Below are 25,983 nucleotides of genomic sequence, written 5' to 3' on the forward strand. Positions count from 1 at the left end.
ATGGGCAGGGCAACTAGAAATTGGCACCTACCCATTCACCTCATTTCGCTATAGCTCAATACCTGGGTCAAAGTCCGGCAGACGCTCCCCTACGCCGAGGAGCTCAGCAATAGCGGCAACGGCACGCTCGGCAGCCTTGCCGTCGCCATAGGGGTTAACAGCGTTGGCCATAGAGGTGTACGCGGCGTCATCATCGAGCAGAAGCTTGGCTTCCGCAACGATGAGACTACGGTTGGTGCCCACAAGCTTCACAGTGCCGGCAACAACAGCTTCAGGGCGCTCAGTGTTCTGGCGCATGACTAGGACCGGCTTCCCCAGAGCCGGTGCTTCCTCCTGGACGCCGCCGGAATCAGTCAGGATGATGGTTGCACGGTCAAGCAGCTTGGTGAACTGGTCGTACGGAAGTGGATCCGTAATGAGAACATTGGGCAAAGACTCGACTTCCGGAAGCACAGCGTCACGGACCTTCGGGTTCAGGTGCAGCGGCAGGACAAAGTTGATGTCCGAATAACTTTCTGCAAGGTCCTTGACCGCGCCGCCGATTTCCTTCATCGCTTCAAGGTTCTCGCGGCGGTGGGTGGTGACCACAACCAGACGCTTGTCGGATTCAGCCACTGCTTGCAGAGCAGGATCCTCAAACGCGGTATCCCAGCTGGCTGCCTCCAGAAGAGCGTCAATAACGGTGTTACCAGTGACCGCAATGTCCTTGGAGCGCACGTTCTCGCGGCGCAGGTTTTCCATCGAGCCTGCCGTCGGAGCAAGGTGTAGCTCAGCTACTTGACCAATCAGCTTACGGTTAGCTTCCTCCGGGAACGGAGAGTGAATGTCGCCGGTGCGCAAACCCGCTTCGAGGTGGACGATTTTTACGCCGCGATGGAAACCAGCAAGTGCTGCAGTCATTGCAGTCGAGGTATCTCCCTGGGAAATAATGACATCAGGCTGCTCCGCATCAATGATCTCATCGAGCCCCATGAGCGCACGGGAGACAATCTCATTGAGGCCCTGACCGGGCTTCATGAGGTGAAGGTCCAGCTTTGGTTCAATACCGAACATGGTGTTGACCTGCTCCAGCATTTCCTTGTGCTGGCCAGTGGAGACGGCTACGGATTCAAAACGCTCGTCCTTCTCCAGTGCCTTGATGACCGGTGCTACCTTGATGGCCTCAGGGCGGGTTCCGTACACGGTCATAATCTTTGGCTTAGACATTGACTTCCTTCGTTTTTACCGGGAGAGAATCTCCATGAGAGTCTACAGCGCTTATGCTTCGTGCACATGGCTCGGTCTCGAGAAGGTGAGCGCTAGTCCTCGCTCACGGTGACTTCGCGCGGCTCTTCAAGCCCGGTGGCACGGGGCTCAGCTGCCGCTACACTGGCGGTGAGCAGCGCTGACATCGCCACGGCTGCCGATGCTGCATACGTATGCTTAGAAGTCTTCACAGGTATTAAGTTAACTGAAGCGAATGCCTTATGGGAAGAGTTCACGTCATATCTATTCCCTATATCTATTCCTCGCTACTGGTGGCTCCGCTGCCCCACCGCCACCTGCCCAAGACTGCTAAGGCAGGTAGGCTGTTCATGAGAATTGCACGTTTCCCGTACGTTGTACGCAAACGCTGGCTCTTGCGCCGGCTTGAAGTTAAGGGGATGACTAGTTTCCAATGATCCAATTTGTTGTGGGTGCTGCCGCCGGATACGTCTTTGGAACCAAGGCTGGGCGCAAGCGCTATCACCAAATTAAAGGTGCCTACGAGAAGGCCGTCAACTCCCCCGCCACCAAGGCCGCAGTGCGTTCCGCACGCAAGGCTGTGGCCAACCGATTGGACCCGGAACCGCGCATGCGTGAGCTTAAGGATTACAACAAGGGGCGCCGCGGCAAGCGTGGCACCAGAGGTGCCACGGATGACATGCCGGCGGATCGGATTTACGAGCCGGACGAAGATTAACGCGCCGGTTAGCGCACGCCGCGAAAAGCGCGGTCGTTGAGCTCGCGGCGGGCTTGCTCGAGGGCGACGAGGTCTGCAAAGAGTGAGTTGTAGGACTCTTCATCGTCGGAAGGGCGCATGCGGCCTAGTTGGGCCTTGAGTTGGGCTACTTGGTCGCCCACGCGGGCTTCCTGGAGGCGGGAGAGCACGGAATCAGCGTAGGCCTCAAGATCGGTGTCGGGGTTGCCGGTCTCCCCTAGCTTGATGGGTTCCACGGCGAGCTCAGAGACGAAGTTGCGGGCCATGAGGTCCGGCATCTCACCCGCCACGGCGGCTAGCCATTCCACGCCGGGTTGTTCGGCACCTGCGGTGACACCACCGAGGGTGGAGATGGCGCGGCGGATGGTGCGGTAGGCCTCGTTCGAGTAGGCATCCTCCGTAATCCCGTCGAAGTAACTGCCGGCGATCTGCGGGTACTGCAGGGCCAGCTTGAGGGCCTCACGCTGCGGCCACAGGTGTGGCTCGCGGGGGCCGGGGATGTGCATGACGGGGGCATTGGACTGCGCGGGTGCAGAGGAGGTCTGCTCCAGGGAGGCAAAGCGCGGGCGCTGCTCCTTCTTCGGTTTGCGGGCCTCTTGGCGTACTTGGTGGAGTACTTCCTCCGGGTCTGGCCAGCCCACCCAGCCGGCAAGGCGGCGGGCGTACTCGCGCTGCAGAGGCTCATCGCGAATCTGCGCCACCACGGGCACTGCACGGCGCAGGGCTTGGAGGCGGCCTTCGGCCGAGTCGATGCTGAAGTCTGAGATGACAGAACGAATGACGAACTCAAACATGGGGATGCGGTCCGCCACTAAATCACGCACGGCGGCGTCACCGCGCTCAAGGCGCAGATCGCAGGGATCCATGCCGTCCGGGGCAACGGACACGAAGGACTGGCCGGTGAACTTTTGCTCGCCCTCGAAGGCGCGCATGGCGGCCTTCTGGCCGGCCTCGTCACCGTCGAAAGTGTAGATGAGCTCGCCGTGGAAGTAGGAATCATCCAACATCAGGCGACGCAGCACCTGCAGGTGGTCCGCGCCGAAGGCGGTGCCACAGGAGGCCACGGCGGTCTTCACGCCCGCGGCGTACATGGCCATGACGTCCGTATAGCCCTCCACCACCACGGCCTGGTGCTGCTCCGCGATATTGCGCTTGGCCAAATCCAGGCCGAAGAGCACCTTGGACTTGTGATAGAGCATGGTTTCGGGCGTGTTCATGTACTTGCCCAGCTTGTCATCGTCGAAAAGCTTGCGCGCGCCAAAGCCGATGACGTTGCCGGATAGGTCCTTGATGGGCCACAACAGGCGCCTGTGGAAGCGGTCGATGGGACCACGCTTGCCCATCTTGGAAATGCCCGCGGCGTCGAGCTCCTCAAAGGAAAAGCCCATGCGCAGCAGGTGCTTGGTGGCGGTATCCCAGCCCTCCGGGGCATAGCCGCACTCAAACTCGTAGATGATTTCCTTGGAAAAACCGCGGTCCAGGAGGAATTCGCGTCCGGCGGCGGCCTGCGGTGTTTCTAGCTGCTGGCGGTAGAACTCGTGCGCGGCCTTGTTCGCGGCGATAAGGCGGCGGCGGGTGCCGGGCTTTTCATCGCGCGCACCGGTGGAGCCGCCTTGGTAGTTGATGTGGTAGCCAATCTTCTGGGCTACGGCCTCAACAGCCTCCGGGAAGGAGACCTGCTCCATCTCCATGAGGAAGCTGAAGACATCCCCGCCCTTGCCGGTGGAGAAGCAGTGATAATAGCCGCGCTGCGGGCGCACGTGGAAAGACGGGGTCTTCTCATCCTTGAAAGGGCTCAAGCCCTTCAAAGAGTCATAACCAGCGGGTTTGAGCTGAACGTACTCGCCCACGATTTCATCAATAGGCGCGCGTTCACGGATAGCTTGGATGTCGCTGTCCGGAATTCTGCCTCGTGCCATGCGTACAGACTACCCCGCCTATAGGACACACAGGTACCCACGGCTGGGTGGGGCCAGGCCGCCTAGTCCCACATCCGCAAAGACCCCGCGGTGGGGATTGAAAAATGGCCTGGTCTGGATTTCTGTTTCAGGCCTTATAGCTGCAATGATGGGGCCATGTCCCAATCCTCCCCCTCCAAAAGATCGCTGCCGGCCATCATCGGTGGTGCGGTTCTAGTCCTCGTCGCGGGCTACTTCGGCATTGACCTTGGTAGCTCCAGCGATGGTGCGGACCAGAAGGCAGCGCCGTCTTCTGCTGCTGGTGCGTCCGGCGGCAACGATGGGGCTAAGGGGGACGCCGCAAAGCAGGGCGAGTCAGGCCTGCCCACCTGCGCCATGGATTCCCTGCCGGAGGAAGCCCACGAGACCGCCGAGGACATCCTGGCCGGCGGGCCCTATGACTATCCGGATAATGACAACGTTCGTTTCGGAAACTATGAGGGCGTACTGCCGCAGCAGGCGAAGAACTACTACCGCGAATACACCGTGGAAACGCCGGGGATTGGGCACCGCGGGGCCAAGCGCATTGTTACCGGTGGCGGCAGTGAGACCGACCCGGATGTCTGGTACTACACCGATGACCACTACGAAAGCTTCTGCAGTATCCCGGACGCGGAGGACTAAGGCATGCAACGCATTCTCATTACTGAACCCATCCGCACGCGCGAGGACTTCTATGGCGCGCTCGGCCGACTGCGCAGCTGCACCTCCGGCGCCCCGCGCAACCTTGATGCCCTGGCGGACTTCCTCCGCGAGCAGCATATCGTGGCGATTATCGCTGCGGACTTCGACATGGTTGAAGAAGACCTGGCCCCTATCAGCATGGTGCTGGAGGACCAGGGTGTCGCGCTAGTGCGCTAATGAGGTGAAGGCCCGGTGGGTGGTGGCCCGCCCGGGCCTTAGGCCTTAGAGGCCGAGGGCGCGCTTGATGGTGTCGCGGACCTCAGGTGCAAGGTAGTTCAGCAGGCCGGCGATGACGGCGGTGGCGCCTGCGGCACCGAAGAGGGCGCCGAGGATGGCGGGGAGGACGCTGCCCGTACCTCGGCTCGAGTTGTCGCTCGAGCTGCTGGAGCTGTTGCCGCTGTCGCTGCTGCTGTCACCGTTGTCGGTGTTGTCGCCTTGGTTGCCGGCGGTGACTTCCACGACGCGGGAGGCCAAGGCCTGGTTGCCGGCGGAGTCCGCGACGGCGTAGGTGACGGAGTACACGCCCGGCTTGGCGGTGTCGATGTTGCCCACGACCTTCACTTTGTCGGTGAGGTCACCGTCCTTATCGTCCTTGGCGGTCACGCCCTCAAGCAGGTTGGCTTCAGCGCCCTTGGTGATGGTGAGCTTGTTGCTGGGGACGGTGAGCTCAGGGGCTTTGTTATCCGGCTCCAGCTGCTGCTCCTGGGCGGTGAAGACGCCGAACTGGCGCACGATGCCAGGCTTGGTGCCCTCCTTGGAAGAAGCATCGGCGGAGGTGGCGTACCAGCCATAGGCTTCGCCAGCCTTGACGTCCTTGTAGGTCACGCTGGCGGGCCAGCCGGACTTGGCGGTGTCTTTGCCAATCTCCTTGCCGGTATCGGTCAGGGCGAGCATGGAGTTCGTCGCAAAGCTAGTCTTGCGGGTCTGGAACTGGATCGGAACGCGGAACTCATCCTCGTGGCCGTTGTAGCGCTGGCGGTCGTCGTACTCGGTGGCATTGTGGTCGTCGAGAAGCGGCGAATACGTATCCACGATCATCTCCGAATTCTTCAGATCGAATTGCAGGAGGCGCAGGTAGCTGGAGCCAAAGCGCAGGCCGGTATCGCCGTCGTACTCGCCGATCTCTGTCAGGCCCAGCTCATCGGAGCCGACCTCGTAGAACTGGTAGTCCGCGAGAAGCTCCACCACGTGGTTGTTGGTGTGGCCAACGTCCTTGCGGGTGACAATGGATACGCCGTGCTCGTGGCCGGCCAGAACCAGGGCAACGTTGGGGTTCTTCTGGATGACGTTCTCGTAGACCATCACGCCATCGTGGGAGAAGTCCGAGCCGCGGCCATCCGGGCTCGCGGAAGGCTTGAGGTAGGCGTGGGTCAGCAGGATGGCGTTGCGGTCGGAGTACTGCTTGAGCACCTTATCGGCCCAGGCTGCTTCCTCCTCAGTGACGTCATAGCCCAGATGCAGGGCGATGAAGTCCATGCCGTTGGTGGAGAACAAGTCATAGTGATTGTCGTTATCGCCCTCAGCATAGGGGTGGTAGGAGGCATCCTGCTCAGCCCACTTGCCCTTGCCCTGCTGAGCCTCGTAGCGCTCCGGACCGAAGTACTCGTTGTAGAGGTTGTCGGCGCCGACATCCGCGCCGCTTTGGTTGTCGTGGTTGCCGGGCAGCACGCCGTTGACCACGCCGGCGTCCTCCAGAATCTTCTGGGCATTGGAGGCTACCTCGAATTCCTTCTTGGCATTGGGGCGGTCATTGTCCTTGCCAATCCAGTTTTCGATGATGTCGCCGGTGTGCGCGGAGTAGGCGATCTTGCGCTCGTCGGCGTTATCGGCAATCCACTGGGTGGCAGCGGTGTAGCTTTCTTCCCACTTCTTGCGCTCCTCGGCGGTGGCCTTTTCTACCGCGCCTTCGGAGAGGTACTGGGTATCGGTGTGGTGGGCGATGGAGAAGTCATAGTCGCTGGTATCGGCGAATTGCTCGTTGACGGGCTCGTTGAGGTCATCGGCAAAGACGTCATAGCCCACCAGCATGGTGTGGATGCTTCCGCCATCGACGAAGTCCTGGTTGACTTCCGCGCTGAGGCTTACTTCGGCGTCGGCTGCGCCGCGGGTTTCCGCTAGTTTCTCCCAGGTGTTGCTCTTGGTGTTCCAGGCCATGAGGCGCACCGAGCGCTTGGGATCCACGGTGCCGGACCAGGCGATGTCGTGGGCCTTCTTCTCTGCGTCCTTGACCTTGAGGTCAAAGCGCTGGAAGGGCATGTCCTCCGTGGAGCTGGTCTCTTGGGCATCCTCGTTATCCGGGTTGAGGGCCTTGTCGAAGTCCTCACCGTCCTCGTACTCGAAGTCCAGGCTTTCCGGGATATCCGTGAAGGTGCCCTGGAAGCCCTTCTCCGCTACCGCCACATCGGCTTCGGTGAAGGTGGTCTCCACTTCCCCACCGCTCGGGTTGTCGGCGCGAGCAGAAATGGTCACGCCCTCGCCGCTCGGCTCGGAGTCGGTTCCGGCGGCACCCGGGAGGTTGCCGGAGGTGAAATCAATCGCCTGGGAGATGGGGTTGCCAAAGACATCGCGGCCCTCGGCCTGGATGGAGTGGTTTCCTTCTTTGAGGCCGGCGCCGATTTCCTGCCCCGGCTCGATCTCCTCGCCGTCCAGGGTGTAGGTGAGCTCGCGGGAGATGAGGGCGTCGTCGTTGAACTGGACGTCGAAAGTCACCGGGCCCGTCAGGTGCTGGCCAGCACTCGGGGTGGAGCCGGTGATCTCCGCCTTCTTGTCGGTGCTCAGGTTGGAGTCCTCATAGAGGGCGGAAATCTCTTCTTCCCCCAGCGGATCGGAGAAGATGCGGGCCTCGCTGACCACGGCATCGGAGTAGAACTGGGCGGCGTTATCCCGGCCGGAATCCGCGCCGATCATCACGGCGGTGGAGTTGGACTTGGGCTTGGTCACCTCGCCGTTGATCTCGGTGTTCTCAGCCACCTTGGCGCCGTTGACGTAGAGCTCGCTCTTGTTTCCGTCATAGACGCCGACCGCGTGGTACCACTGGCCCGGCTCAACCTGCTGCTGGGCTTTCTTGTAGCCATCGCTGCCGTTGACGGTGAAGGTGAGCTGGTCGCCGTAGATGACCATGGCCCAGCCGCCGGCTTCCTTGTTGGCGCAGAGGCTCTTTTCGTTGCCGTCGAACTCCCCGTCGTAGCGGAAGACGCATTCGACGGTGAAGCCGTCCTTGATCTGGTCAAACTTGTCCCCGATGTCGAAGCCGACGGCATCCTTGCGGCCATCGAAGTGGGCCACGGGGCGCTCAAGCACGCTGTCTTGCTCCACGGTGGGCGCGCCGATGTTCAGCGGTTCGGCATCGGAGGCGGAGTTGCTGATGGTCCCGTTCTCAAGGGAGAGATCCAGGATGTCTGCCTGGGGCAGGTCCTGGGCGGAGGCGATGGCGGGTGTGACGAGGCTGGAGCCTACGAGGCTGATAGAGGCAATGAGAGCGGCTTTATGCAGCTTTTTCTGAGACTTCTTTTGAGACACAAAAATTCCTTGACAGTTAACGCAAATGAAGAGACTTCCGCTGCGGGCAGGCATCAAGGGCGGCCTGGCGGCAGGCGGACCTGCCTGAGGTTAGGTGGCCGGTTTTAAGAAGAGTTGTCAGCTGTGTAACGCCCAAGTGAATGGTGTTCAACTATCGGGTGACAGGCATCTCGTGTTGTGCCGCGCCGTTGCGTGGGGCACTGCCCTGCTGGGCTTGGTGCTGGCTGGGCGCTGTCTAACTGAGGAAGCCGAAGAGATCAGCGCTGCGCTGCGCCAGGCGCTCCAGGCGGGATTCCGTCATGGAGGCGATCTGGTCGATGATTGCGCGGTCACGCTCCAGATCGGTCTCAGCCTGCTTCCACCACAGGGCGAAGGTGGCATCGAGCGAGCCCGGCGCGCCGGCCACCAGGTAGTCGTAGACGCGGTAGATGCGCTCGCGCTGGCGGTCCTGGCGGGCCAGGTGGGCGGGCTCATCCATGACGTAGAGCACGGCGATGGTCTTGAGCAGGGTTACCTCCGCCACCGCACCCGGTGGGACGGCGAGGTCGCCGTGCATGCGGCCGAGGGGGCCGGCGTTAGCCGCGCGCGTGGCGGAGACGGTAGCACCCACATAGCGGCCGACGAGCTCGGAGGTCATCTTCTTCAGGTTGGCATAGGAGCGCAGGGAGTAGTCGAAGTTGCCGATGGCATTGATGACATCCAGCTGGCGCAGGCGGTCGGCGGCCTCAAGGAGTTCGTCGGCGGTACCGCCGAAGGCCTTGGCGCCCTTGTCCGCGAGGTTGGCCAGCTCCACCAGATCCCACAGCACGCCCAGCGAGATGCGGCGGGAGATGATGCCGTCTTCGACGTCGTGGACGGAATAGGCGATGTCATCCGACCAGTCCATGACCTGAGCTTCCATGGACTTGCGCTGGTCGGAGTGGCCTTGGCGCAGCCACTCTAGGACGTCTATGTCTTCGTCGTAGGCGCCGTATTTGCGGTTGGTCGTGCCATCCGGGTTGGTCTTGGTCCAGGGGTATTTGCAGGCGGCATCCAGGGAGGCGCGGGTGAGGTTAAGGCCATAGCTGCGCGGGCCCGCCGGGGTATCCAGGACCACCTTGGGTTCCAGCTTGGTCAGGATGCGCAGGGTCTGGGCGTTGCCCTCGAAGCCGCCGAGGGCAACCTCGTTAAGCGCATTCTCGCCGTTGTGGCCGTAGGGCGGGTGGCCGATGTCATGGGTAAGGCCGGCCATATCGCACAGGTCCGGGTCCAGGCCTAGGCCGGCGCCGATGCTGCGGGCAATCTGGCTGACCTCCAGGGAGTGCGTGAGCCGAGTGCGCGGGGTATCGCCATCGCGCGGGCCCACCACCTGGGTCTTATCCGCCAGGCGGCGCAGGGCCGCGGAGTGCAAAACGCGGGCGCGGTCCCGGGAGAAGGCGCCGCGGTGTTCCTCGGTTTTGAGCAGGGCCGAGCCTTTCGGTGACTCGGAGGCCAGGCGGGCGACGTCTTCTGCGCGATAGGAATAGCTCACGGGTTTTAAGTTTAGGCGGAGTTCTGGTCTTCCTGGGTCTGCCTCGCGCCAATGACGCGGTGGCGCAGGGCCTGGTTGGGGCGAATAATGCGTTCGATGCGGTAGAAGGCCGCACGCACGCCTTCGGTGCGCTTCTCCCCCAGCAGGGTGCGCAGGCCCAGGTAGGCCAGGCCGCCGGTCTCGTGGGCTAGGTAGCGCCACCACGGGATGGAGAAACGCGGCGAAGGATAATAGGGCGTGCCCAGCACGGTGGCGCGGATGCCTTCTTGGCGGGCGATGAGGAAGGTGCGCAGACGGTGGAGCGGGTCGGTGATGATGACGGCCTCGCTCACACCAAGCTTTTCGCGCGCAGCGGCCAGCTCGCTGCGGGTGTCCAGGCCTTCTTCGAGGGCGGTGACGTGCAGGGGATCGTCGTCAAGCAAGGCCCGTGCCACCCCGGCTTCGGTGAACCTATCGCCGGGCAGCTTCCCGCCGACGGTGATGATGGGCAGGTCGTGCGCGGCGGCGTACTCGGCGGCATAGCGCACGCGGCCGCGAAGGATGCGGGAAGGGCGCCCGTCGTACTGCGCGGCGCCGAGGACAATAACGTACTTCACTGCCTGACCACTCTAGCGCTGAGTGGGAAGGTATCGTGGTGCGCATGACTACTGCTGCTCGTTTTGGTCGCGCCGCCCTTGCTGCTCTTGTGTTGGGGTTGGCCACTGCTAGCCCCGCTATGGCTGCGGATTTCGTTCTTGCCGCGCCGGAGGCGGCCTCGCTCACGGATAAGGTGACGGATGAGGCGGGGGTGCTCTCGGATTCGGAAAAGGCCGAGTTGGAGGACAAGATTAGCGCACTGCAGCAGGAGCACCACGTGGTGATTTTCGTGGTCTTTGCCTCCTCGCTGCCGGAGGGCGCGGAGAGCTATGCGGACAGCATTGTGAAGTCTAAGGGCCCGAACTCCGCGGCCTATGTGGTGGGCGTGGATGATTCCACCGTGGGCGTGCAAACGGGTAATGAGTGGCCGCGCGGGCGTCTAGACGTGATGTATGAGGCGGCTTATGCCAAGCTTGCCGACGGTCACCAGTACGGCCCCTCCGCGCTCGCGCTTGTCGACGCTGCCGCTTCCGGTTCTTCTTCTGGCTCAGCTGGTTCATCCAGTTCTTCTGACTCCGATGGGTCGGGCGGTTGGTGGCTGGCCGGCGGCGCTGGTGCGCTGGCTTTGGCCGGCGGTGGCGCCGCGGTGGCGAGCCGCCGCAAGACCAAGAAGGACGCCGCAGCCACCTTGGAGTCCGCGCGCCAGATTGAGCCAGGTAATACCGCACAGCTCGACCGCTTGGATATGTCCACGTTGGAGAAGCTCGCGCAGGAGGAATTGGTCTCCACGGATGAGTCGATCCGCCGCGGCAAGGAGGAGCTGGATATTGCGGTGGCCGAGTTCGGCCCCGAGCGCATCCGCCCGTTCACGCGCGCGATGAACCACTCCACGCTCACCTTGCAGAAGGCTTTCCAGCTGCAGCAGAAGCTGCAGGACAACCTGCCGGAATCGACGGCGGAGCGCCGCCAGATGCTGGTGGAAATCATCTCCTCCTGTGGGCAGGCCGATGATGCGCTGGATGAGCAGGCGGCGGACTTTGCCAAGATGCGTGACTTGCTCATTAACGCCAGCTCCAAGCTGGATGAGCTGACTCAGCGCACGGTGGACCTGCGCGGGCGCCTGCCGCAAGCGCGCACGACGCTGTCCACGCTCCGGGGCTCCTATTCCGAGGAGGTATTGTCCTCGATTGCGGATAACCCGGAGATGGCGGAGGTCTCGCTCACCGAGGCCGAGAAGCTGCTGTCGCGCGGCCGGGAGCTGCAGTCCCAGCCGGCCGGACAGCAAGGCCCCTTGGTGGGTTATATCCGCGATGCCGAGCACGCGCTGGAGGTCTCCGACCGCCTGCTCAACGCAGTGGAGAATGCGGAGAATTCGATCACGGCGGCACGCGATAACCTGCCGGCGCTCATCGATGAGGTTGAGGAAGAAATTGCTGAAGCACAGCACCTCGAGCAGCGCGGCAAGGCCCAGGGCTCCCCGGCGGATTGGTCCGCACTGGAGTCACTACTCGCGGAGGCTCGTGAGGCGCTCAGCGCGGCTCGTCAGCACGGAAAGGCAGACCCGCTGGGCCAGTACACCGCACTGACGGCTCTGGATAGCAAGCTGGATGAGCAGCTCGATACCGTGCGCGAGACCAACGCCACCCGCGAGCGCCAAATCGCGCTTTACCGCCAGCAGATTGCTGCTGCCGAGTCCGCCATCCAGGCCGCAGAGGATTTGCTGTCCTCGCGTGGTCGCGTGGTCGGCCCCGATGCGCGCGTCGCCCTTGCCGATGCCACCCGCCTCTTCGCCCAAGCCCAGAACTCTGCCTCCAAGGACTTACGCGCGGCGCTCAACTACTCCCGCGATGCCGCTTCTGCCGCGCAGACCTCGCTCAATCGCGCGAAGGAAGACCTGGAGGCTTACCGCCGCCAGGAGCAGCGCCGCCAGGCCACCGATGCCGCGGGCAACATCTTGACCGGCATGGTTATCGGCCAGATTCTCGGCGGCGGCAGCTCCCGCGGCCACCACGGCGGTGGCTTCGGCGGTGGCTTCTCCGGTGGCGGCGGATTCGGCGGCGGTGGCTTCTCGGGCGGCGGCGGTGGAGGCGGCTTCCGCGGCGGCTCCTTCTAGCCGCCCTCTCCCCTTCCCCGCATTTGGCATCTGGCAACTGGACGCCGACTCGATAGTCGGCCATGCAGATGCTCAGATACGGGGTTGGTGCAAATACATAGTAGGTGCAAGCCAGTCATGCAGATGGTTCTAGTCAAAAGGCTTCTCTCAAAAGGTTGCAGTCAAACGGTTTACCTGGGGGCAAGTAAACCTTCTGCACCGAGCTAGATGGTTCGTTTGGGGGCAAACAAACCTTATGACTGCAACCATCTAACTTGAACCCTCTACTGGCATACCAAGCCGAGCAAGCACGTTAGGAGAGCTCCTCTTCGAGGACAAACTCCACTTCTCACATGTCGGTGCAGGTTATATCGCGGAAGGTCCCTTTAGTTTGGTGCCTTTCTTCTGGTCTCTTTGCCCAGTAAAGGGACCATCTATCAGACGAAAACCTGCGCCACATGGTCCCTTTGCACACATAAGGGACCAGAGTAGAGGGACCAAACTAGAAGGACCGTCTGTGGGTGAGCGGAAAACTGGGTCAGGCGCGCAAATGGGCAAAAGCGCGGAAGGTGGGCTAGGTGCGAAGGGGGCGGGCGGGTCCGTCGAGAAGCAGGCAACAGTAGCTGGTGAAGACGGCGTCGGTGAGGGGAAGCTCGCCCACCGCGACTTCGAAACCGCGGCCGCGCGGGGTGGTGCGGGCGACCTCGGCCGACGTGGCGGAGTCTGAGAGAGCGAGGATGCGGCGCTCGCGGCGGAAGGGGTTCGTGCGCTCGAGCAGGTACTCGCGGTCCTGACAGACCGCGCGCAGCTTATTCACCGTAAAGCTTGCCTGCTCCGCGGAAAAGTCGGCCCCGCGCACAGTAAAGCGGCGAGCGCCCGGGGTGTGTTCGAAGGCGATGGTAATGCCCGTCTCGGGCAGCAGCAGGCCCGTCGGGCTCACGCGGGCGATGACCTCGCCCGCGCCATCCACCAGCGCCTCATCGCGCCACACCCAGCGCTGCATCAGAGAAGCACCGCGATGATGGCGACGATGGTCATCAGCAGCAGCGTCGCGATAATCGGGACCGCGGTCTTCTGCGTCCGGGCCTCCAAAATGACGCGCGTAAACCAGCTTAAAGCCGCAATCTCCGAGTGGCTGAGGTCATCGGAATCATCGCTGTCCTCGCCCTCAAATTCGAGAATGGCCTTGCGCACACCAGAGTTCTTGGAGGAGAACTGGGCGATTTTCAGCCCCTCGTGGTCCTCCACAATCCAGTCGCCACCCGCCTCATTGATGAAGGCAAAGGTGCGCCCATCCAGCGAGGCCTCCAAACGCTTATCGCGCTTGGGGTTGCCCGCCAGGCGGTAGACGCGGTCATCTTCCAAGGTCACCGACGCGCCCAGGTCATCGAGGCCTAAGCGCCAGTGCTCGCCTTCCACATCTGCCGAGCGTTCCTGGAACATGCCCAACGACGCCGGCCCCTCCCCCACGAGGAGGACCGGGTTCTGGCGGTCACTGCGGTCCCAGCTGGTGTAGTGCATTAGCAGCCAACCAGGCGAGCGGCCAGGTAAGCCTCAAGCTCGTCGAGCTTGACGCGCTCCTGCTCCATGGAGTCACGCTCACGCACGGTGACCGCGTTGTCCTCGAGGGTGTCGAAGTCATAGGTCACGCAGAACGGAGTACCAATCTCATCCTGGCGGCGGTAGCGGCGGCCGATAGCACCAGACACATCGAACTCCACGTTCCAGTTGGCGCGCAGCTTGTTGGCCAGCTCGCGGGCCGGGGTGGACAGCTCTTCCTTCTTCGACAGCGGCAGCACGGCCACCTTGACCGGAGCCAGACGGCGGTCCAGTCGCAGCACCACGCGCTTATCGGTGCCGCCCTTGGCGTTCGGGGCTTCCTCTTCGTCGTAGGCGTCGATAAGGAAGGCCATCATGGCGCGACCCAGGCCGGCAGCCGGCTCGATGACGTACGGGGTCCAGCGCTCGCCGGCCTCCTGGTCAAAGTAGGACAGGTCCTCGCCCGAGCCCTTGGTGTGCACGGAAAGGTCGTAGTCCGTACGGTTGGCCACGCCTTCCAGCTCGCCCCACTTGGAGCCCTTGAAGTTATAGGCGTATTCCACGTCCACGGTGCGCTTGGAGTAGTGGGAGAGCTTCTCCTGCGGGTGCTCGTAGAGGCGCAGGTTCTCCTTCTTGATACCGAGGTCGATGTACCAGTTGAAGCGGTCATCGATCCAGTACTGGTGCCACTCTTCATCCTCGCCCGGCTTGACGAAGAACTCCATCTCCATCTGCTCAAACTCGCGGGTGCGGAAGATGAAGTTACCCGGGGTGATCTCGTTGCGGAAGGACTTACCAATGTTGGCGATACCGAACGGCGGCTTCATACGCGCCGAAGTCATCACGTTCTTGAAGTTCACGAAGATGCCCTGCGCGGTCTCCGGGCGCAGGTAGTGCAGACCCTGCTCATCATCAACCGGGCCCAGGAAGGTCTTGAGAAGACCAGAGAAGGCCTTCGGCTCGGTCCAGTCACCCGGCTGGCCGGTCTCCGGATCATTAATGTCCGCTAGGCCGTTTGCCGGCTCGTGGCCGTGCTTTTCCTCGTAGGCCTCAATCAGGTGGTCTGCGCGATAGCGCTTACCGGTGTGCTTGGACTCCACCAGCGGGTCGGTGAAGACCTCGACGTGACCGGAGGACACCCACACCTGACGCGGCTGGATCACAGAAGTATCGACACCCACGACGTCATCGCGGGACTGCACCATGTGGCGCCACCACTGGCGCTTGATGTTCTCTTTGAGCTCGACGCCAAGCGGGCCATAGTCCCACGCAGAGCGGGAACCGCCATAAATTTCACCTGCCTGGTAGACCAAGCCGCGGCGCTTACACAGGCTGACGACGGTATCAATGACGGATGCCATAGCTAATGGGACTCCTCTGGTAGGGGACAGTCTTTATACAGTGCGGCCTAGTCTAGCGTGCCCCTCACCGCCGCGTGCCGTGACCCCAGAAGTGTGGTGCATTTTATACACATTTCCGCATTCTTCAGCTATAGTGCCGATAGCTCTCTTTTTAACTCTCCACCGATAGAAATGACTGAAGGTGAACGGCGTGACCAACACCCAGACTGACACCCTTTCCTTTGATCTGGCGGCAGCTGCCTCCGTCATTAGCGCTTTGGATTCACCGTTGCGCATGGACATTATCCAGCGCCTGGCTGAGCGCGATCATTACGTCCACGAACTAGTGTCCGCGACCGGCAAATCGCAGCCGCTTATCAGTCAGCACCTGCGGGTTTTGAAGCGCGCGAACATCGTCGACAGCGAGCGCACCGGCCGCGAAGTCCGTTACTCTTTGGTGGCTCCTAAGGTGCTGCCTTTGCTTCGCGACGCCTCACTGGCCACCTCTTAATGGAAGTGTGTTGATAAACTAAGCCACATGGCCATCCACGACAGTATTCCCAAACTCGGCGCTCGCAATACACGCCAGCGCACCGCCGTCGTTGAGGTCCTACGTAGTCTCGACAAGTTCGTCTCTGCCAAGGACATTCACCAGGCGCTTCTCGACGGCGACCAGAAAGTCGGCCTCACCACCGTCTACCGCACTCTCCAATCGCTTTCGGAGATTGAAGCTGTCGATGCGCTGCACATGCCTTCCGGCGAAACCCTCTACCGCCACTGCGAAAGCGATGCGCACCACCATCACTTGGTGTGCACCAAGTGCGGCCGCACCGAGGAAATTGACGGCGGCCCGATTGAAGAGTGGGCCTCCTCGGTAGCCAAGGAGCATGACTTCGAGCTCACCGGGCACGATGCCGAAATCTTCGGCATCTGCGCCGAGTGCCGCGCCTGAGGCCCGCGGGCTACTTGACGCCGCCGAAGCGGCGGTCGCGCCGCGCGTACTCCTCCACCGCGGCGAACAGGTCTTCCGGAGTGAAATCTGGGAAGAGCTTGTCCTGGTAAATCATCTCTGCGTAGGCCGATTGCCAGAGCAGGAAGTTAGAGGTGCGCTTTTCGCCGGAGGGGCGCAGGAACAGATCCACGTCCGGCATATCCGGGTCATACATCACCGAGCTCACCATCTTCTCATTGATGGAGCGCGGGTCGAGCTCGCCGCGGGAGACTTGCTCGGCGAGCTCCCGGATGCCGTCGACAAGCTCGGCGCGCCCACCGTAATTCACGCACATCACCAGGGTCATCTTGGTGTTGTCCTTGGTGAGCTCCTCGGCTGCTTCAAGCTCCTTGATCACCGAGCGCCACAGGCGCGGGCGGCGGCCGGCCCACACCACGCGCACTCCCCTCTCGTTGAGCCAGTGTCGCTGGCGGCGCAGCACGTCGCGGTTAAAGCCCATGAGGAAGCGGACTTCCTCCGCGCTGCGGCGCCAATTCTCGGTGGAGAAGGCATAGGCGGAAAGGTAAGGAACACCGAGGGCGAGGCAGGCATCGACGACGTCGAGAAGCACTGCCTCCCCGCGACGGTGACCTTCGGTGCGCTTCATACCGCGCTCCTCCGCCCAGCGGCCGTTGCCGTCCATGACCAGCGCGATATGGCGCGGCAGGAACTCCTGCGGGATAGCGGGCGGATGAAGAACTCGGTTCGGGTCAGGCGTAATCACGGGTTACAGTCTACTGTTCCATGATCCCCAACGCGCCAACGCTTCGCTCAAGATGCCATTGCAGGTGCGCGCGGGTGAGGCGGTGAGCCTCTTGGGCTTGGGCATTGGTCGGCTGGCTGGGGTGGTCGTGGGTGATGAGCCACATGTGGTGCAGGGTTTCCGGGTCTACCTCGGCGGCGCCTGGTGGGCGGCATTGGTGGCAAGCGGCTCCGCCCACGGCTGGGTGAAAGGCGTGGTGGGGGCCGGGCCTTTGGCACTGGGCGCAATCGAAAAGGCTGGGTGCCCAGCCGGCGTGGGACATGGCTTTGAGGAGGAAGGCGTCGAGAAGCATGAGCGGATCGCCGTGCTGAAGCTTGTCGAGGACATCGACGCAGGCCTCATAAAGGTAGGGGTCGCCGGGGGCATCGGCGGCAGCGAGGCGCTCGGCGGATTCGAGGGCGGCACACGCGGAGGTGTAGCGCTCGTAGTCCTCGATGATGCGCGCGCCGAAGTAATCCACGGTATCGGCCTGGGAAATGGTGTAGAGGTTGCGGCCCGGATAAAGCTGCACGTCGAGGTTGACGAAGAGCTGTAGGCGCGAGCCGAAGCGCGATTTGGCGCGGCGAACGCCCTTGGCCACCCCGCGTACGAGGCCGTGGTGGCGGGTCAAGAGCACGATGATGCGATCCGCCTCGCCGAAATCATAGGTGCGGATGACGAGGGCGCGGTCGCGGAAGTTCTCCCGCACTTTAAAAGCCCAGGCGGCCCAGCGCCTTCGGATCCGACTGCCAGTTCTTGAGCACCTTAATGCGCAGGTCAAGGTAGACGTTGTGGCCAAGCAGTTGGATGATTTCCTTGCGGGCGGTGCCCACGATGCGGCGGAAGCGGCGGCCATCCTTGCCCTCGATGATGCGCTTCTGACCGGGGCGCTCTAGGTAGAGGATGGCGTGGACGTTGAGGACGTCGGGGCGCTCCTGGCTGGGCAGAATCTCATCGACTTCGACGGCGACCGAGTGCGGAAGCTCGTACTTCAAGCCGGACAGCGCAGACTCGCGGATCAGCTCGGCGATGCGCTTGGATTGGTCTTCGTCCGTGATGTGGTCATCGGGGTAGAACTTGGGGCCTTCGGGCAGGTGGTCCACGATGACCTGGGTCAGCTCATCCAGCTGCACGCGCTCGGTGGCGGAAACTGGGATGACCACGGCATCGGGGTTCTCCTCGGAGAGCAGCTCGTGAAGGGCTACAAGCTGGGCGCCGACTTGGTCCTTGGAAGCCTTATCCAGCTTGGTGACGATGCCGATGATGGGAGTCTTCGGCGCGACCTTGCGGACGTTCTCCAGGATCCAACGATCGCCGGGGCCGATTTTCTCATCCGCGGGGATGGTCAGGCCGATGACGTCGACGTCCGCGTACGTGTCTTTGACGACTTCGTTGAGGCGCTCGCCGAGCAGAGTGCGCGGTCGGTGCAGACCGGGCGTGTCGACGAGGACGATTTGCGCATCCTCGCGGTGGACCAGGCCGCGGATGGGGTGGCGGGTGGTCTCGGGCTGGTCAGCCGTGATGGCGATCTTCTGCCCCACCAGCGCGTTGGTCAGGGTGGACTTGCCGGTATTGGGGCGGCCGACGAAAGACACGAAACCGGAGCGGAAGCCCTCAGGTGTGTCGGTGTATTGCGAATAGTCGGCGGCGTTAGCTTCGCCCTCGGCTGGCAGGTCGGCGAAGGCGGCATCGAAATCAGTGCTCATATTGCCTAATATCATAACGCACGAGCTGCCGAGTCCCGTTCTTGTTGTATCGCTCGGCTCTGACTCTCGACGTGCGGCCCCTAGAGCTTCTTGCTGATGTGCTGGCAGATGGTCCTTGTAGTTTGGTCCTTCTACTCTGGTCCCTTCTCTGTGCAAAGGGACCATCTGGTGACGGTTTTCGCGTACTGAAAGGTCCCTTTAGTGTGCGAAGGGACCAGACTAGAGGGACCTTCTGTGCTCGCGCGGGGTTTATCTGGCCTGCAGATGGTTCGAGTCAGACGGTTCTGGTCATAAAGTTTCTTTGCCCCCAAACGAACCATCTAGCGACCTCCAGAAGGTTTGTTTGCTCCCAAGAGAACCTTCTGACCCGAACCATCTGAGTAGAACCGTTTGACTGGAAGCAATGTCGCGGATTAGAGGCTAGAGCTCCTCGACCTGGAATTGCAGCTGCGGGTGAGCGAAAGCGTCCTGCGACTCGATGAGCAGCAGCTCCTGGGAATCCGCCTCGTAGGTGTTCTGCAGCAAGTCGAAGACCGAGGAAGCCGTGCGCTTGAGCGCTTCCTTCGCATCATGCGTTTCCACATAGTGGCCAGTGAAAAGCGAGGCGGTGACATCGCCCGAACCGTTGCGCTTGAACGGCAGCTTGGGGGTGGTAACCAGGAAGGCGCGCTCGCCATCAACGGCGAGCATCTCAATCTCGTCCTCGCCGGTTTCCGGGCGCTGCACCGAGGTCACCAGCACGGTCTTCGGGCCGATTTCCTGCGCGCGCTTCACTGCGGCGAGGGTCTGCTCCAAGGTGCCCACCTCGGAGTCGGTTAGGTAGCCCAGTTCGAATTGATTCGGAGTGATGATGTCCGCGACCGGAACGACCTTATCGCGCAGCAGCGGCGGGATTTCGTCGGAGACGAAGCAGCCGGACTTGGCGTTTCCCATCACCGGGTCGCAGGCGTAGAGGGCACTCGGGTTGACCGCCTTGATGCGGTTCACGGCATCCACAATGGCGCCGGCGATGTCCGGGCCGCCCTGGTAGCCAGACAAGATCGCATCAATGCGTGGGAAAGCGCCGCGCTTCTCGATGCCGTCCACAATCGCCGTGACCTCTTCCGCCGGGATCATCGGCCCGCCCCAATCGCCATAACCGGTGTGGTTGGAGAAGTTCACCGTGTGGATAGGCCATACCTCATGGCCAGCGCGCTGAAGGGGAAAGACTGCTGCGGAATTGCCCACGTGGCCGAAGGTGACGTGGGACTGGATGGAGAGGATGTTCATAGTCCTCTATTGTGCTACGCCCCACCAGTCACCTCAACGATTAGCCCCATTTAAGCAAACGTACTGCCTGTGTTTGTCCGCAACAGAGACAGGCGGTGGGCCCACCCACATCCGGATTAAATGCCGCCGCCGGGGACTTCCTTGTCCAGCTCGGCGCGCTCAGCGGCATCCGGGAAGGCCTTCGGGCCGGAAGGCTTAGGCTGGTAGCTCACGCCGCGTGCTGCCAAGTCCTCGTACCAGTCCGCCAACAGCTCATTCTGCAGGCCGAACATTTCCTTTTCCTCCGCCGCAGTAGTGTGGTCATAGCCCAGCAGGTGCAGGCAACCATGCACGGTCAGCAAAGCCAGCTCGTGGCCCAGAGAGTGGCCGGCGGCTGTGGCCTGGCGCTGGGCAAACTCCGGGCAGAGCACGATATCCCCCAGCATGGCGGGGCCGGCCTCCACCGCATCGGGGCGGCCAGCGCTAGCACCCGGGGTGAGCTCATCCATGGGGAAGCTCATCACGTCCGTCGGGCCTTCCAGGTCCATCCAGCGCACGTGCAAGTCCGCGATGGTATCCAGATCCACAGCGGTAATCGTGCACTCGGCATCCGGGTTAACGTCGAGGCAGCCGAGGGCGTAGGAGCAGACGTCGATCAGCATCTCCTCGTTCACGCCGTCATAACCGGACTCGTTAATAAACTCGATGCTCATTTCTTCTCCTCCTGCTCAGCAAAGTTATCGTAGGCCTCGACAATGCGCCCGACCAGCTGGTGGCGCACCACATCACCAGAGCCCAGTTCCGCGAAGTGAATATCCGGCACGCCCTTGAGAATGCGGCGCACTAGGCGCAGACCGGAGACCTGGCCACCGGGCAAGTCCACCTGGGAAATATCGCCGGTCACCACGATGGTCGAGCCAAAGCCCAAGCGAGTCAGGAACATCTTCATCTGCGCCGGGGTGGTGTTTTGGGCCTCGTCGAGGATGACGAAGGCATCGTTGAGCGTGCGGCCGCGCATATAGGCCAAGGGGGCGACCTCAATGATGCCGGCCTCCATAAGCTTCGGAATCATCTCCGGGTCAATCATGTCCCGCAAAGCGTCGTACAGCGGGCGCAGGTAGGGGTCAATCTTGTCGTTCAAAGTGCCAGGCAAAAAGCCCAGCTTCTCCCCCGCTTCCACGGCCGGGCGGGTCAGAATAATGCGACTGACCTGCTTGGCGCGCAGGGCCTGCACGGCCTTGGCCACCGCCAGGTAGGTCTTACCAGTACCGGCCGGACCAATGCCAAAGACAATCGTGTTCTCATCAATCGCCTGCACATAGCGCGATTGCCCCACCGTCTTCGGGCGCACGGCCTTGCCGCGGCGCGAAACGATATCCGCCGCGAGCGTCTCGGACACAGACGCCGGGGCATCCACCGTGACAAGGTCCAGGGTGTGCTTGACGGTGTCCGTACTCACCGGATGGCCGCGGCGGGCGATCGCCTCGAGCTCTTCCAGGACCTTGCGTGCGCGGGCTACCTCATAATCCGGGCCGGCGGCGGTGACTGTGGTGCCGCGAGCGAAGAGGTCCACGCCCACGAGGTTGCCCAAAACGCGCAGGTTATCGTCCGCCGGACCGAGCACCGTGGCGAGGTAGGCGGAATCGAGATCAAACTTGGTGGTGATAATAGGCACGCTCAAAAGGCTACCAGCGCGCGGTCAGGGTGCCGATGCTGGCCAAGGCCACCATGCTTGCCGACGCCGTCCGCAACACCTCCGGCCCCAACTTGATCGCCGCCGCACCGGCGTCCTGCAAGCGGGCTAGCTCCTCCGCGCCGATGCCGCCCTCCGGGCCCACCAGCAGGTAGATGGTCTCGGCGGCGTCAAGGTCTGTAAGGTCCTTGAGCCGCACCTCGGCTTCCTCGTGGAGCACCAGGGCGCGGGCGCCGGAAATCTCCTGGCACAGCTGGCGCGTGGTCAGCGGGCCGCGCACGGCAGGTACGCGCGCACGACGCGATTGCTTCGCCGCCGCCACGGCCGCAGATTCCCACTTGCTCAAAGCCTTCGGGGCCTTCTTGGCATCCCACTTGGACACGCAGCGATCCGCCTGCCAAGCGATGATCTCATCCGCCCCGGCCTGGGTGGCCAGGTCGACGGCCAACTCGGCGCGCTCCGATTTCGGGATGGCCTGGACCACGACCACCCGTGGGGAGGGCTCGGGGAGGATTACGAGGTCGTCGACAAGCGCGGCCAGCGTGTCCTTGCCCTGCGTATCGGTGATGGTGGCGGTGGCGCGGCGCCCGGACCCATCGATCAGGACCAGGTGCTCCCCTGGCCCCATGCGCTTGACGGTGACCGCGTGGCGGCCCTCCGCGCCATCGAGGCCCACGGGCTGGCCGACCTCGGCGAGGGACAGGTCCGGGTGGAGGAAGACGGGCAGAGACATTAGCGGCGGAACTTGCCTCGGAGGCGGGTAAAGAGGGATTCGCCCTGGTTGTCACCGACGCGGTGCACCTCGGTGCCGCCGTGGCCGGCAGCCCGGACCTTTTCGAGGGCCTCGCGGGTCTTCTTATCCAGGTCCGTCGGGATTACCACATCCACGTGGGCGTGCAGGTTGCCAAAGCCGTCGGTGCGCAGGCGCGGCATGCCCTTGCCCTGGAGGGTGATGGACTCACCCGGCTGGGTGCCCGGCGCGATATCGATGGTGAGCTCTTCGCCATCGAGCTGCTCGACGGTGCAGGAAGAGCCCAGCGCGGCATCCACCATGGGCACGCGCACGGTCAGGTGCAGGTCATCGGCGTTGCGCTCGAAGACCGGGTGCGGCTCGGTGTGCACCTCCACGTACAGGTCACCGGCGGGACCGCCGCCGTGGCCAACCTCGCCCTGGGAAGCCATGCGGATGCGCATGCCATCACCAATGCCGGCGGGGATATTCACCGTAATATCGCGACGCTTGCGCACCCGGCCATCGCCACCGCAGTGGCCACAAGGATCGGTGACAACTTCGCCGAAGCCATAGCACTTCGGGCAATCGCGGGTGGTCATCATGTTGCCCAGCATGCTGCGCTGGACCTCTTGGATCTGGCCCATGCCGCCACAGTGATCACAGGTCACCGGCTTGGACTTGGACTCAGAACCGGAGCCCTCACAGCGGTCACACACCACAGCGGTATCAACCTTAACCTGCTGCTTAACGCCGCTATAGGCCTCCTCAAGAGTAATGGTGGTGCGCAGGAGCGCATCATCGCCCGGCTGCACGCGGGAACGCGGGCCGCGGGAGGCCGCTCCCCCACCGAAGAACTCGGCGAAGATATCCCCGAGGCCGCCGCCACCGAAACCACCAAAGCCGCCGCCCTGGGCCGCGCGCTCCTCCATGGGGTCACCACCCATGTCCACAACCCGGCGCTTCTGTGGATCCAGCAGAACCTCCTGTGCAAGGGAAGCCTCGCGGAACTTCTCCGCGGCCTCGTCATCGCCCGGATTAACGTCCGGGTGGTACTTGCGCGCCAGCTTGCGGTAGGCCTTCTTAATCTCGGCGTCGGACGCCGACTTTTCTACACCAAGAATGCCGTAGTAGTCACGAGCCACGTACTGTCATCCTTCTATATCTCGTTGATGCTAAATCTAATCCGACGGGCCAGCTTACTCGCCCGCCAAAATTTCACTCACATAGCGTGCAACGGCAGAGACCTTGGAGATTGTTCCCGAGTAATCCATATACGTCGGCCCCACCACACCGAGCCCGCCGAGTGCTGCCGCCTCCGAGCCGGTGCCAAAACCATAGCGCGTGGCCACGACAGAGGTTTGGCGCAGCTCGTCGGCTTCATTTTCCTCGCCGATGGAGACTGAAACATTGCCCAAGTCCGGCACGCGGGCCAGCAATTTCAGCACCACGACCTGTTCTTCAAGAGCCTCGATGATAGAAGGCAAGCCCTCGGTCAGGGCCACGCGGGTGAGGTTGGACGTACCCGCCATGATCAGGCGATCGGAGGGCTGCTCCACGAGGGTCTCAATCAGCGTCGTCGCCGCCTTGAGGAGGTGGGGGCGGATATCGGCTGGGGAGTCGTCGACAAGCGCGGCCAGCTCCACCGAGGCTTCCGTAAGCGTCTTGCCCTCTAGGGCGGTGTTGAGGATGTCGCGCAGGCGGTGGGTCTGTTCGGGGTCGATGACGTCATCGAGCTCCACATTGCGCTGATCGACGCGCCCATTATCCGTAATGAGCACCAAGAGCAGGCGCACCGGTGAAAGTGCGACGACCTCGCAGTGCTTCACGCGGGAGACCTTGAGGTTCGGCAGCTGGACTACGGCCGCCTGCTTAGTCACCTGGGCCAGCAGCTGGACCGAACGGCGCAGCACGTCCTCCAAATCCACCCCGCCTTCAAGGAAGGTGAGCATGGCGCGGCGCTCGGCCTTGGAAAGCGGCTTGACGTCGTGCAGCGTATCGACGAACTGGCGGTAGCCCTTCTGCGTGGGCACGCGTCCGGAGCTGGCGTGTTCTTGGGCAATGAGGCCTTCGGCTTCGAGCACGGCCATGTCATTGCGAATCGTCGCCGAGGACACGCCCAGCTGGTAGCGCTCGAGCAGGGCCTTGGAGCCGACGGGCGATTGCGAGGCAATGTAGTCCGCGACGATGGCGCGCAGGACCTCTTGGCGGCGGGCATCGGTGGAGCTGGACATGTCTTTAAGGCTATCCGTTCTGGCGGGCGATGAAGTCGTCAAAATTTGGCACAGTGTAGCTCACCCTGCCGTGTTCTGGAGCATAGATCAACCCTTTACTAATGAGCTTGGCTCGCACAGGACCCAATTTCTTCGTGTCTTTACCTAAGATGTCCGCGATGTCCTTGCTCGAGATTTCCACTCCGCCAACCTTCGCCATCGCGGTCAAGTAGTCCCGCTCGGCTGGAGTAGCGCGATCCCACCTGGCTTGGAAAAACCCGCGGTCCAACTGCTCAATTCCAAGCCGCGCTGCGCGTCGAGCTGCATCGGAATCCATAGGTGAAGTTCGCGCAGTGCGCCACATTTGTGCACCAAATTCCTGGATGAAATACGGATACTGCCCCGATACATTTGCTAGATATTCAACTGCTTCATCGTCAAATTCCACATTCTGTGTCCGCGCAGGTTCACGGAAGGCGGCAAGTGCGGCATACATTTCGAGCCTGCCAATTTGGTGCACCTCGAACATTCGCTCTGCATAAGAGCGGGACTCCGCCAGAATCCCTGGCAGACTCGGAAGCCCAGCACCAATAATGTAAAAAGGCAAGCCCAGCTGCCCTGCTTCATGTTGTGCAGAAATGAGCGCTTCGAGCAGCTCTTCATCGAGGTCTTGCATTTCGTCGATGAAGATTCCTAAAGCTTTATCCTCCTTAAGGAGCGTCGTAGTGATGGCCTCGATCACATCGTGCAGATCAAGCTCAAGGTTTCCTGTTGCCGGAGGAATGTCTCCTACTTCAACTCCAAGGTCAATAATGCTTTGTCCTACCGAGAGTGAAAAGGATTTTACGGCCGCAGCAATAAAGTTAAAACCCTCAGATACCTTGGCTTTCGTTCGGTAACGCAAAGAGGCCTTGGCTAAACCTTGTGCTAGAGCACGGCGTGCTCCTTCTCGTCCACGTGCCCCTTGCGAAGCCTCAAACTTGATTGTCAACCAGTCCGCCTGGTCAGCCTTCCTTTTTAACTGGTTGAGCAGCACCGTCTTACCCACTCCACGCAAGCCAACGAGCAGCATTGGACGGCCAAGCAATCCGTTCTGGACGCGTTTGACAAGATTGTCAAACGCATGAAGGTCTCTCTCGCGCCCAGTAAGAACTGTCGGCGCGATGCCCGAGCCAGGAGTGTAGGGGTTTAAGGCATCATCCATGCCACTAATACTAGCAATATCGAGAGCGACTAACAGGTTTCTCGACGTGGAGAAAGAAACTAACACTGACTAACGCCGCTAGCAAACTTTCCGACGAAAGGAGAAAAACTAACAAATTCCCAGCGGGGCTAACTTTAAGTCACTATGTCTCCTCGGTATCGAAAGGCCAAGGCTTGGCCACTTCTTCGCGGCTTCGCGGTTGCATCACACAGATGGTTCTACTCAGATGGCTCAGGTCATACGGTTTACCTGCCCCCAAACGAACCTTCTAGCAGCCT

25 protein-coding genes are annotated in these 25,983 nt (G+C 62.1%); 6 read left to right on the forward strand and 19 right to left on the reverse strand.

Annotation, left to right across the window (positions count from 1 at the left end; genetic code table 11):
• Positions 1 to 48 precede the first annotated feature (48 nt).
• On the reverse strand, positions 49 to 1,206 hold the full coding sequence (gene wecB, locus CAURI_RS09345) for a non-hydrolyzing UDP-N-acetylglucosamine 2-epimerase (protein ID WP_010190733.1): 1,158 nt from the start codon (positions 1,204 to 1,206) through the stop codon (positions 49 to 51).
• Between the two features lie 92 nt (positions 1,207 to 1,298).
• Positions 1,299 to 1,436 carry a hypothetical protein gene (locus CAURI_RS13805; protein WP_157753275.1) on the reverse strand — a complete coding sequence of 46 codons (138 nt, stop codon included), beginning with the start codon at positions 1,434 to 1,436 and terminating at the stop codon, positions 1,299 to 1,301.
• Between the two features lie 221 nt (positions 1,437 to 1,657).
• Here CAURI_RS13805 and CAURI_RS09350 point away from each other — a divergent pair, with 221 nt between their 5' ends.
• A complete protein-coding gene (locus tag CAURI_RS09350) occupies positions 1,658 to 1,942 on the forward strand; it encodes a hypothetical protein (RefSeq protein WP_010190739.1) in 285 nt (94 codons plus the stop codon).
• 8 nt (positions 1,943 to 1,950) lie between these two features.
• Here the strand turns inward: CAURI_RS09350 and dnaG are convergent, their stop codons facing one another.
• Complete coding sequence (gene dnaG / locus CAURI_RS09355) at positions 1,951 to 3,879, reverse strand: DNA primase (RefSeq protein WP_010190743.1); 1,929 nt, start codon at positions 3,877 to 3,879, stop codon at positions 1,951 to 1,953.
• A gap of 156 nt (positions 3,880 to 4,035) precedes the next feature.
• On the opposite strand from dnaG, the gene CAURI_RS09360 reads away from it, so the two are divergent.
• Both CAURI_RS09360 and CAURI_RS09365 read left to right on the forward strand, forming a co-directional pair.
• Entirely contained in the window at positions 4,036 to 4,542 is a 507-nt protein-coding gene (locus CAURI_RS09360) for a guanyl-specific ribonuclease (RefSeq protein ID WP_010190745.1), read from the forward strand.
• Positions 4,543 to 4,545: 3 nt separating this feature from the next.
• Positions 4,546 to 4,779 carry a barstar family protein gene (locus CAURI_RS09365; RefSeq protein ID WP_010190746.1) on the forward strand — a complete coding sequence of 78 codons (234 nt, stop codon included), beginning with the start codon at positions 4,546 to 4,548 and terminating at the stop codon, positions 4,777 to 4,779.
• Between the two features lie 45 nt (positions 4,780 to 4,824).
• On the opposite strand, the gene CAURI_RS09370 is transcribed toward CAURI_RS09365, so the two are convergent.
• From CAURI_RS09370 to CAURI_RS09380, 3 genes are all read right to left on the reverse strand, one after another.
• A complete protein-coding gene (locus tag CAURI_RS09370) occupies positions 4,825 to 8,121 on the reverse strand; it encodes a LamG-like jellyroll fold domain-containing protein (protein ID WP_010190747.1) in 3,297 nt (1,098 codons plus the stop codon).
• A gap of 235 nt (positions 8,122 to 8,356) precedes the next feature.
• A complete protein-coding gene (locus CAURI_RS09375; RefSeq protein ID WP_010190749.1) occupies positions 8,357 to 9,631 on the reverse strand; it encodes a deoxyguanosinetriphosphate triphosphohydrolase in 1,275 nt (424 codons plus the stop codon).
• 11 nt (positions 9,632 to 9,642) lie between these two features.
• On the reverse strand, positions 9,643 to 10,227 hold the full coding sequence (locus CAURI_RS09380; protein ID WP_010190750.1) for a YdcF family protein: 585 nt from the start codon (positions 10,225 to 10,227) through the stop codon (positions 9,643 to 9,645).
• Positions 10,228 to 10,271: 44 nt separating this feature from the next.
• Here CAURI_RS09380 and CAURI_RS09385 point away from each other — a divergent pair, with 44 nt between their 5' ends.
• Positions 10,272 to 12,320, forward strand: coding sequence for a TPM domain-containing protein (locus tag CAURI_RS09385; RefSeq protein WP_010190752.1), 2,049 nt, complete (start codon positions 10,272 to 10,274; stop codon positions 12,318 to 12,320).
• A gap of 553 nt (positions 12,321 to 12,873) precedes the next feature.
• On the opposite strand, the gene CAURI_RS09390 is transcribed toward CAURI_RS09385, so the two are convergent.
• The 3 genes from CAURI_RS09390 to CAURI_RS09400 are packed head-to-tail and all read right to left on the reverse strand — an operon-like array spanning position 12,874 to position 15,199.
• Positions 12,874 to 13,302, reverse strand: coding sequence for a hypothetical protein (locus tag CAURI_RS09390; RefSeq protein WP_010190754.1), 429 nt, complete (start codon positions 13,300 to 13,302; stop codon positions 12,874 to 12,876).
• On the reverse strand, positions 13,302 to 13,820 hold the full coding sequence (locus tag CAURI_RS09395) for a hypothetical protein (protein WP_010190755.1): 519 nt from the start codon (positions 13,818 to 13,820) through the stop codon (positions 13,302 to 13,304). The genes CAURI_RS09390 and CAURI_RS09395 overlap by 1 nt, the downstream gene beginning before the upstream one ends.
• On the reverse strand, positions 13,820 to 15,199 hold the full coding sequence (locus CAURI_RS09400; protein WP_010190757.1) for a glycine--tRNA ligase: 1,380 nt from the start codon (positions 15,197 to 15,199) through the stop codon (positions 13,820 to 13,822). The genes CAURI_RS09395 and CAURI_RS09400 overlap by 1 nt, the downstream gene beginning before the upstream one ends.
• 190 nt (positions 15,200 to 15,389) lie before the next feature.
• Between CAURI_RS09400 and CAURI_RS09405 the strand changes: the two genes are divergently transcribed.
• Both CAURI_RS09405 and CAURI_RS09410 read left to right on the forward strand, forming a co-directional pair.
• A complete protein-coding gene (locus tag CAURI_RS09405) occupies positions 15,390 to 15,689 on the forward strand; it encodes an ArsR/SmtB family transcription factor (RefSeq protein WP_010190759.1) in 300 nt (99 codons plus the stop codon).
• A gap of 27 nt (positions 15,690 to 15,716) precedes the next feature.
• Positions 15,717 to 16,130 carry a Fur family transcriptional regulator gene (locus tag CAURI_RS09410; protein WP_010190761.1) on the forward strand — a complete coding sequence of 138 codons (414 nt, stop codon included), beginning with the start codon at positions 15,717 to 15,719 and terminating at the stop codon, positions 16,128 to 16,130.
• A gap of 10 nt (positions 16,131 to 16,140) precedes the next feature.
• Here CAURI_RS09410 and CAURI_RS09415 read toward each other — a convergent pair whose 3' ends face one another.
• From CAURI_RS09415 to CAURI_RS09460, 10 genes are all read right to left on the reverse strand, one after another.
• Positions 16,141 to 16,893, reverse strand: coding sequence for an isoprenyl transferase (locus tag CAURI_RS09415; protein ID WP_010190763.1), 753 nt, complete (start codon positions 16,891 to 16,893; stop codon positions 16,141 to 16,143).
• A 10-nt stretch (positions 16,894 to 16,903) separates the two neighbouring features.
• Positions 16,904 to 17,620, reverse strand: coding sequence for a DNA repair protein RecO (recO, locus tag CAURI_RS09420; protein ID WP_010190765.1), 717 nt, complete (start codon positions 17,618 to 17,620; stop codon positions 16,904 to 16,906).
• 1 nt (position 17,621) lies between these two features.
• Positions 17,622 to 18,617, reverse strand: coding sequence for a GTPase Era (gene era / locus CAURI_RS09425; protein WP_010190767.1), 996 nt, complete (start codon positions 18,615 to 18,617; stop codon positions 17,622 to 17,624).
• A 420-nt stretch (positions 18,618 to 19,037) separates the two neighbouring features.
• On the reverse strand, positions 19,038 to 19,886 hold the full coding sequence (gene pdxY / locus CAURI_RS09430) for a pyridoxal kinase PdxY (RefSeq protein ID WP_010190769.1): 849 nt from the start codon (positions 19,884 to 19,886) through the stop codon (positions 19,038 to 19,040).
• Positions 19,887 to 20,002: 116 nt separating this feature from the next.
• Positions 20,003 to 20,578: an rRNA maturation RNase YbeY gene (ybeY, locus tag CAURI_RS09435; RefSeq protein ID WP_010190771.1), complete on the reverse strand. Its 576-nt coding sequence runs from the start codon at positions 20,576 to 20,578 to the stop codon at positions 20,003 to 20,005.
• Positions 20,575 to 21,540 (reverse strand): PhoH family protein, encoded by a 966-nt coding sequence (locus CAURI_RS09440; RefSeq protein ID WP_010190773.1) that lies wholly within the window; start codon positions 21,538 to 21,540, stop codon positions 20,575 to 20,577. Before CAURI_RS09440 ends, ybeY begins: the two co-directional genes overlap by 4 nt.
• 10 nt (positions 21,541 to 21,550) lie before the next feature.
• Positions 21,551 to 22,291 (reverse strand): 16S rRNA (uracil(1498)-N(3))-methyltransferase, encoded by a 741-nt coding sequence (locus CAURI_RS09445; RefSeq protein ID WP_010190774.1) that lies wholly within the window; start codon positions 22,289 to 22,291, stop codon positions 21,551 to 21,553.
• Positions 22,291 to 23,433, reverse strand: a complete 1,143-nt coding sequence (dnaJ, locus tag CAURI_RS09450) for a molecular chaperone DnaJ (RefSeq protein WP_010190775.1) — start codon at positions 23,431 to 23,433, stop codon at positions 22,291 to 22,293. The genes CAURI_RS09445 and dnaJ overlap by 1 nt, the downstream gene beginning before the upstream one ends.
• Positions 23,434 to 23,487: 54 nt before the next feature.
• Positions 23,488 to 24,522, reverse strand: a complete 1,035-nt coding sequence (gene hrcA / locus CAURI_RS09455; RefSeq protein WP_010190776.1) for a heat-inducible transcriptional repressor HrcA — start codon at positions 24,520 to 24,522, stop codon at positions 23,488 to 23,490.
• 10 nt (positions 24,523 to 24,532) lie between these two features.
• On the reverse strand, positions 24,533 to 25,705 hold the full coding sequence (locus tag CAURI_RS09460) for an ATP-binding protein (RefSeq protein ID WP_010190777.1): 1,173 nt from the start codon (positions 25,703 to 25,705) through the stop codon (positions 24,533 to 24,535).
• Between the last annotated feature and the right edge of the window lie 278 nt (positions 25,706 to 25,983).

Origin of the sequence: Corynebacterium aurimucosum ATCC 700975, from assembly GCF_000022905.1 — a bacterium.
GTDB lineage: Bacteria > Actinomycetota > Actinomycetes > Mycobacteriales > Mycobacteriaceae > Corynebacterium > Corynebacterium aurimucosum_F.

What these genes read in the sequence shown, in the direction of transcription:
- CAURI_RS09350 (WP_010190739.1), top strand. Translation starts at nt 1,658, where the DNA reads ATGATCCAATTTGTTGTGGGTGCTGCCGCCGGATACGTCTTTGGAACC.
- ybeY (WP_010190771.1), bottom strand. Translation starts at nt 20,578, where the DNA reads ATGAGCATCGAGTTTATTAACGAGTCCGGTTATGACGGCGTGAACGAG.
- CAURI_RS09390 (WP_010190754.1), bottom strand. Translation starts at nt 13,302, where the DNA reads ATGCAGCGCTGGGTGTGGCGCGATGAGGCGCTGGTGGATGGCGCGGGC.
- CAURI_RS09410 (WP_010190761.1), top strand. Translation starts at nt 15,717, where the DNA reads ATGGCCATCCACGACAGTATTCCCAAACTCGGCGCTCGCAATACACGC.
- CAURI_RS09385 (WP_010190752.1), top strand. Translation starts at nt 10,272, where the DNA reads ATGACTACTGCTGCTCGTTTTGGTCGCGCCGCCCTTGCTGCTCTTGTG.
- CAURI_RS09365 (WP_010190746.1), top strand. Translation starts at nt 4,546, where the DNA reads ATGCAACGCATTCTCATTACTGAACCCATCCGCACGCGCGAGGACTTC.
- hrcA (WP_010190776.1), bottom strand. Translation starts at nt 24,522, where the DNA reads ATGTCCAGCTCCACCGATGCCCGCCGCCAAGAGGTCCTGCGCGCCATC.
- CAURI_RS09445 (WP_010190774.1), bottom strand. Translation starts at nt 22,291, where the DNA reads ATGTCTCTGCCCGTCTTCCTCCACCCGGACCTGTCCCTCGCCGAGGTC.
- era (WP_010190767.1), bottom strand. Translation starts at nt 18,617, where the DNA reads ATGAGCACTGATTTCGATGCCGCCTTCGCCGACCTGCCAGCCGAGGGC.
- wecB (WP_010190733.1), bottom strand. Translation starts at nt 1,206, where the DNA reads ATGTCTAAGCCAAAGATTATGACCGTGTACGGAACCCGCCCTGAGGCC.
- dnaG (WP_010190743.1), bottom strand. Translation starts at nt 3,879, where the DNA reads ATGGCACGAGGCAGAATTCCGGACAGCGACATCCAAGCTATCCGTGAA.
- pdxY (WP_010190769.1), bottom strand. Translation starts at nt 19,886, where the DNA reads ATGAACATCCTCTCCATCCAGTCCCACGTCACCTTCGGCCACGTGGGC.
- CAURI_RS09400 (WP_010190757.1), bottom strand. Translation starts at nt 15,199, where the DNA reads ATGGCATCCGTCATTGATACCGTCGTCAGCCTGTGTAAGCGCCGCGGC.
- CAURI_RS09460 (WP_010190777.1), bottom strand. Translation starts at nt 25,705, where the DNA reads ATGGATGATGCCTTAAACCCCTACACTCCTGGCTCGGGCATCGCGCCG.
- CAURI_RS09395 (WP_010190755.1), bottom strand. Translation starts at nt 13,820, where the DNA reads ATGCACTACACCAGCTGGGACCGCAGTGACCGCCAGAACCCGGTCCTC.
- CAURI_RS09360 (WP_010190745.1), top strand. Translation starts at nt 4,036, where the DNA reads ATGTCCCAATCCTCCCCCTCCAAAAGATCGCTGCCGGCCATCATCGGT.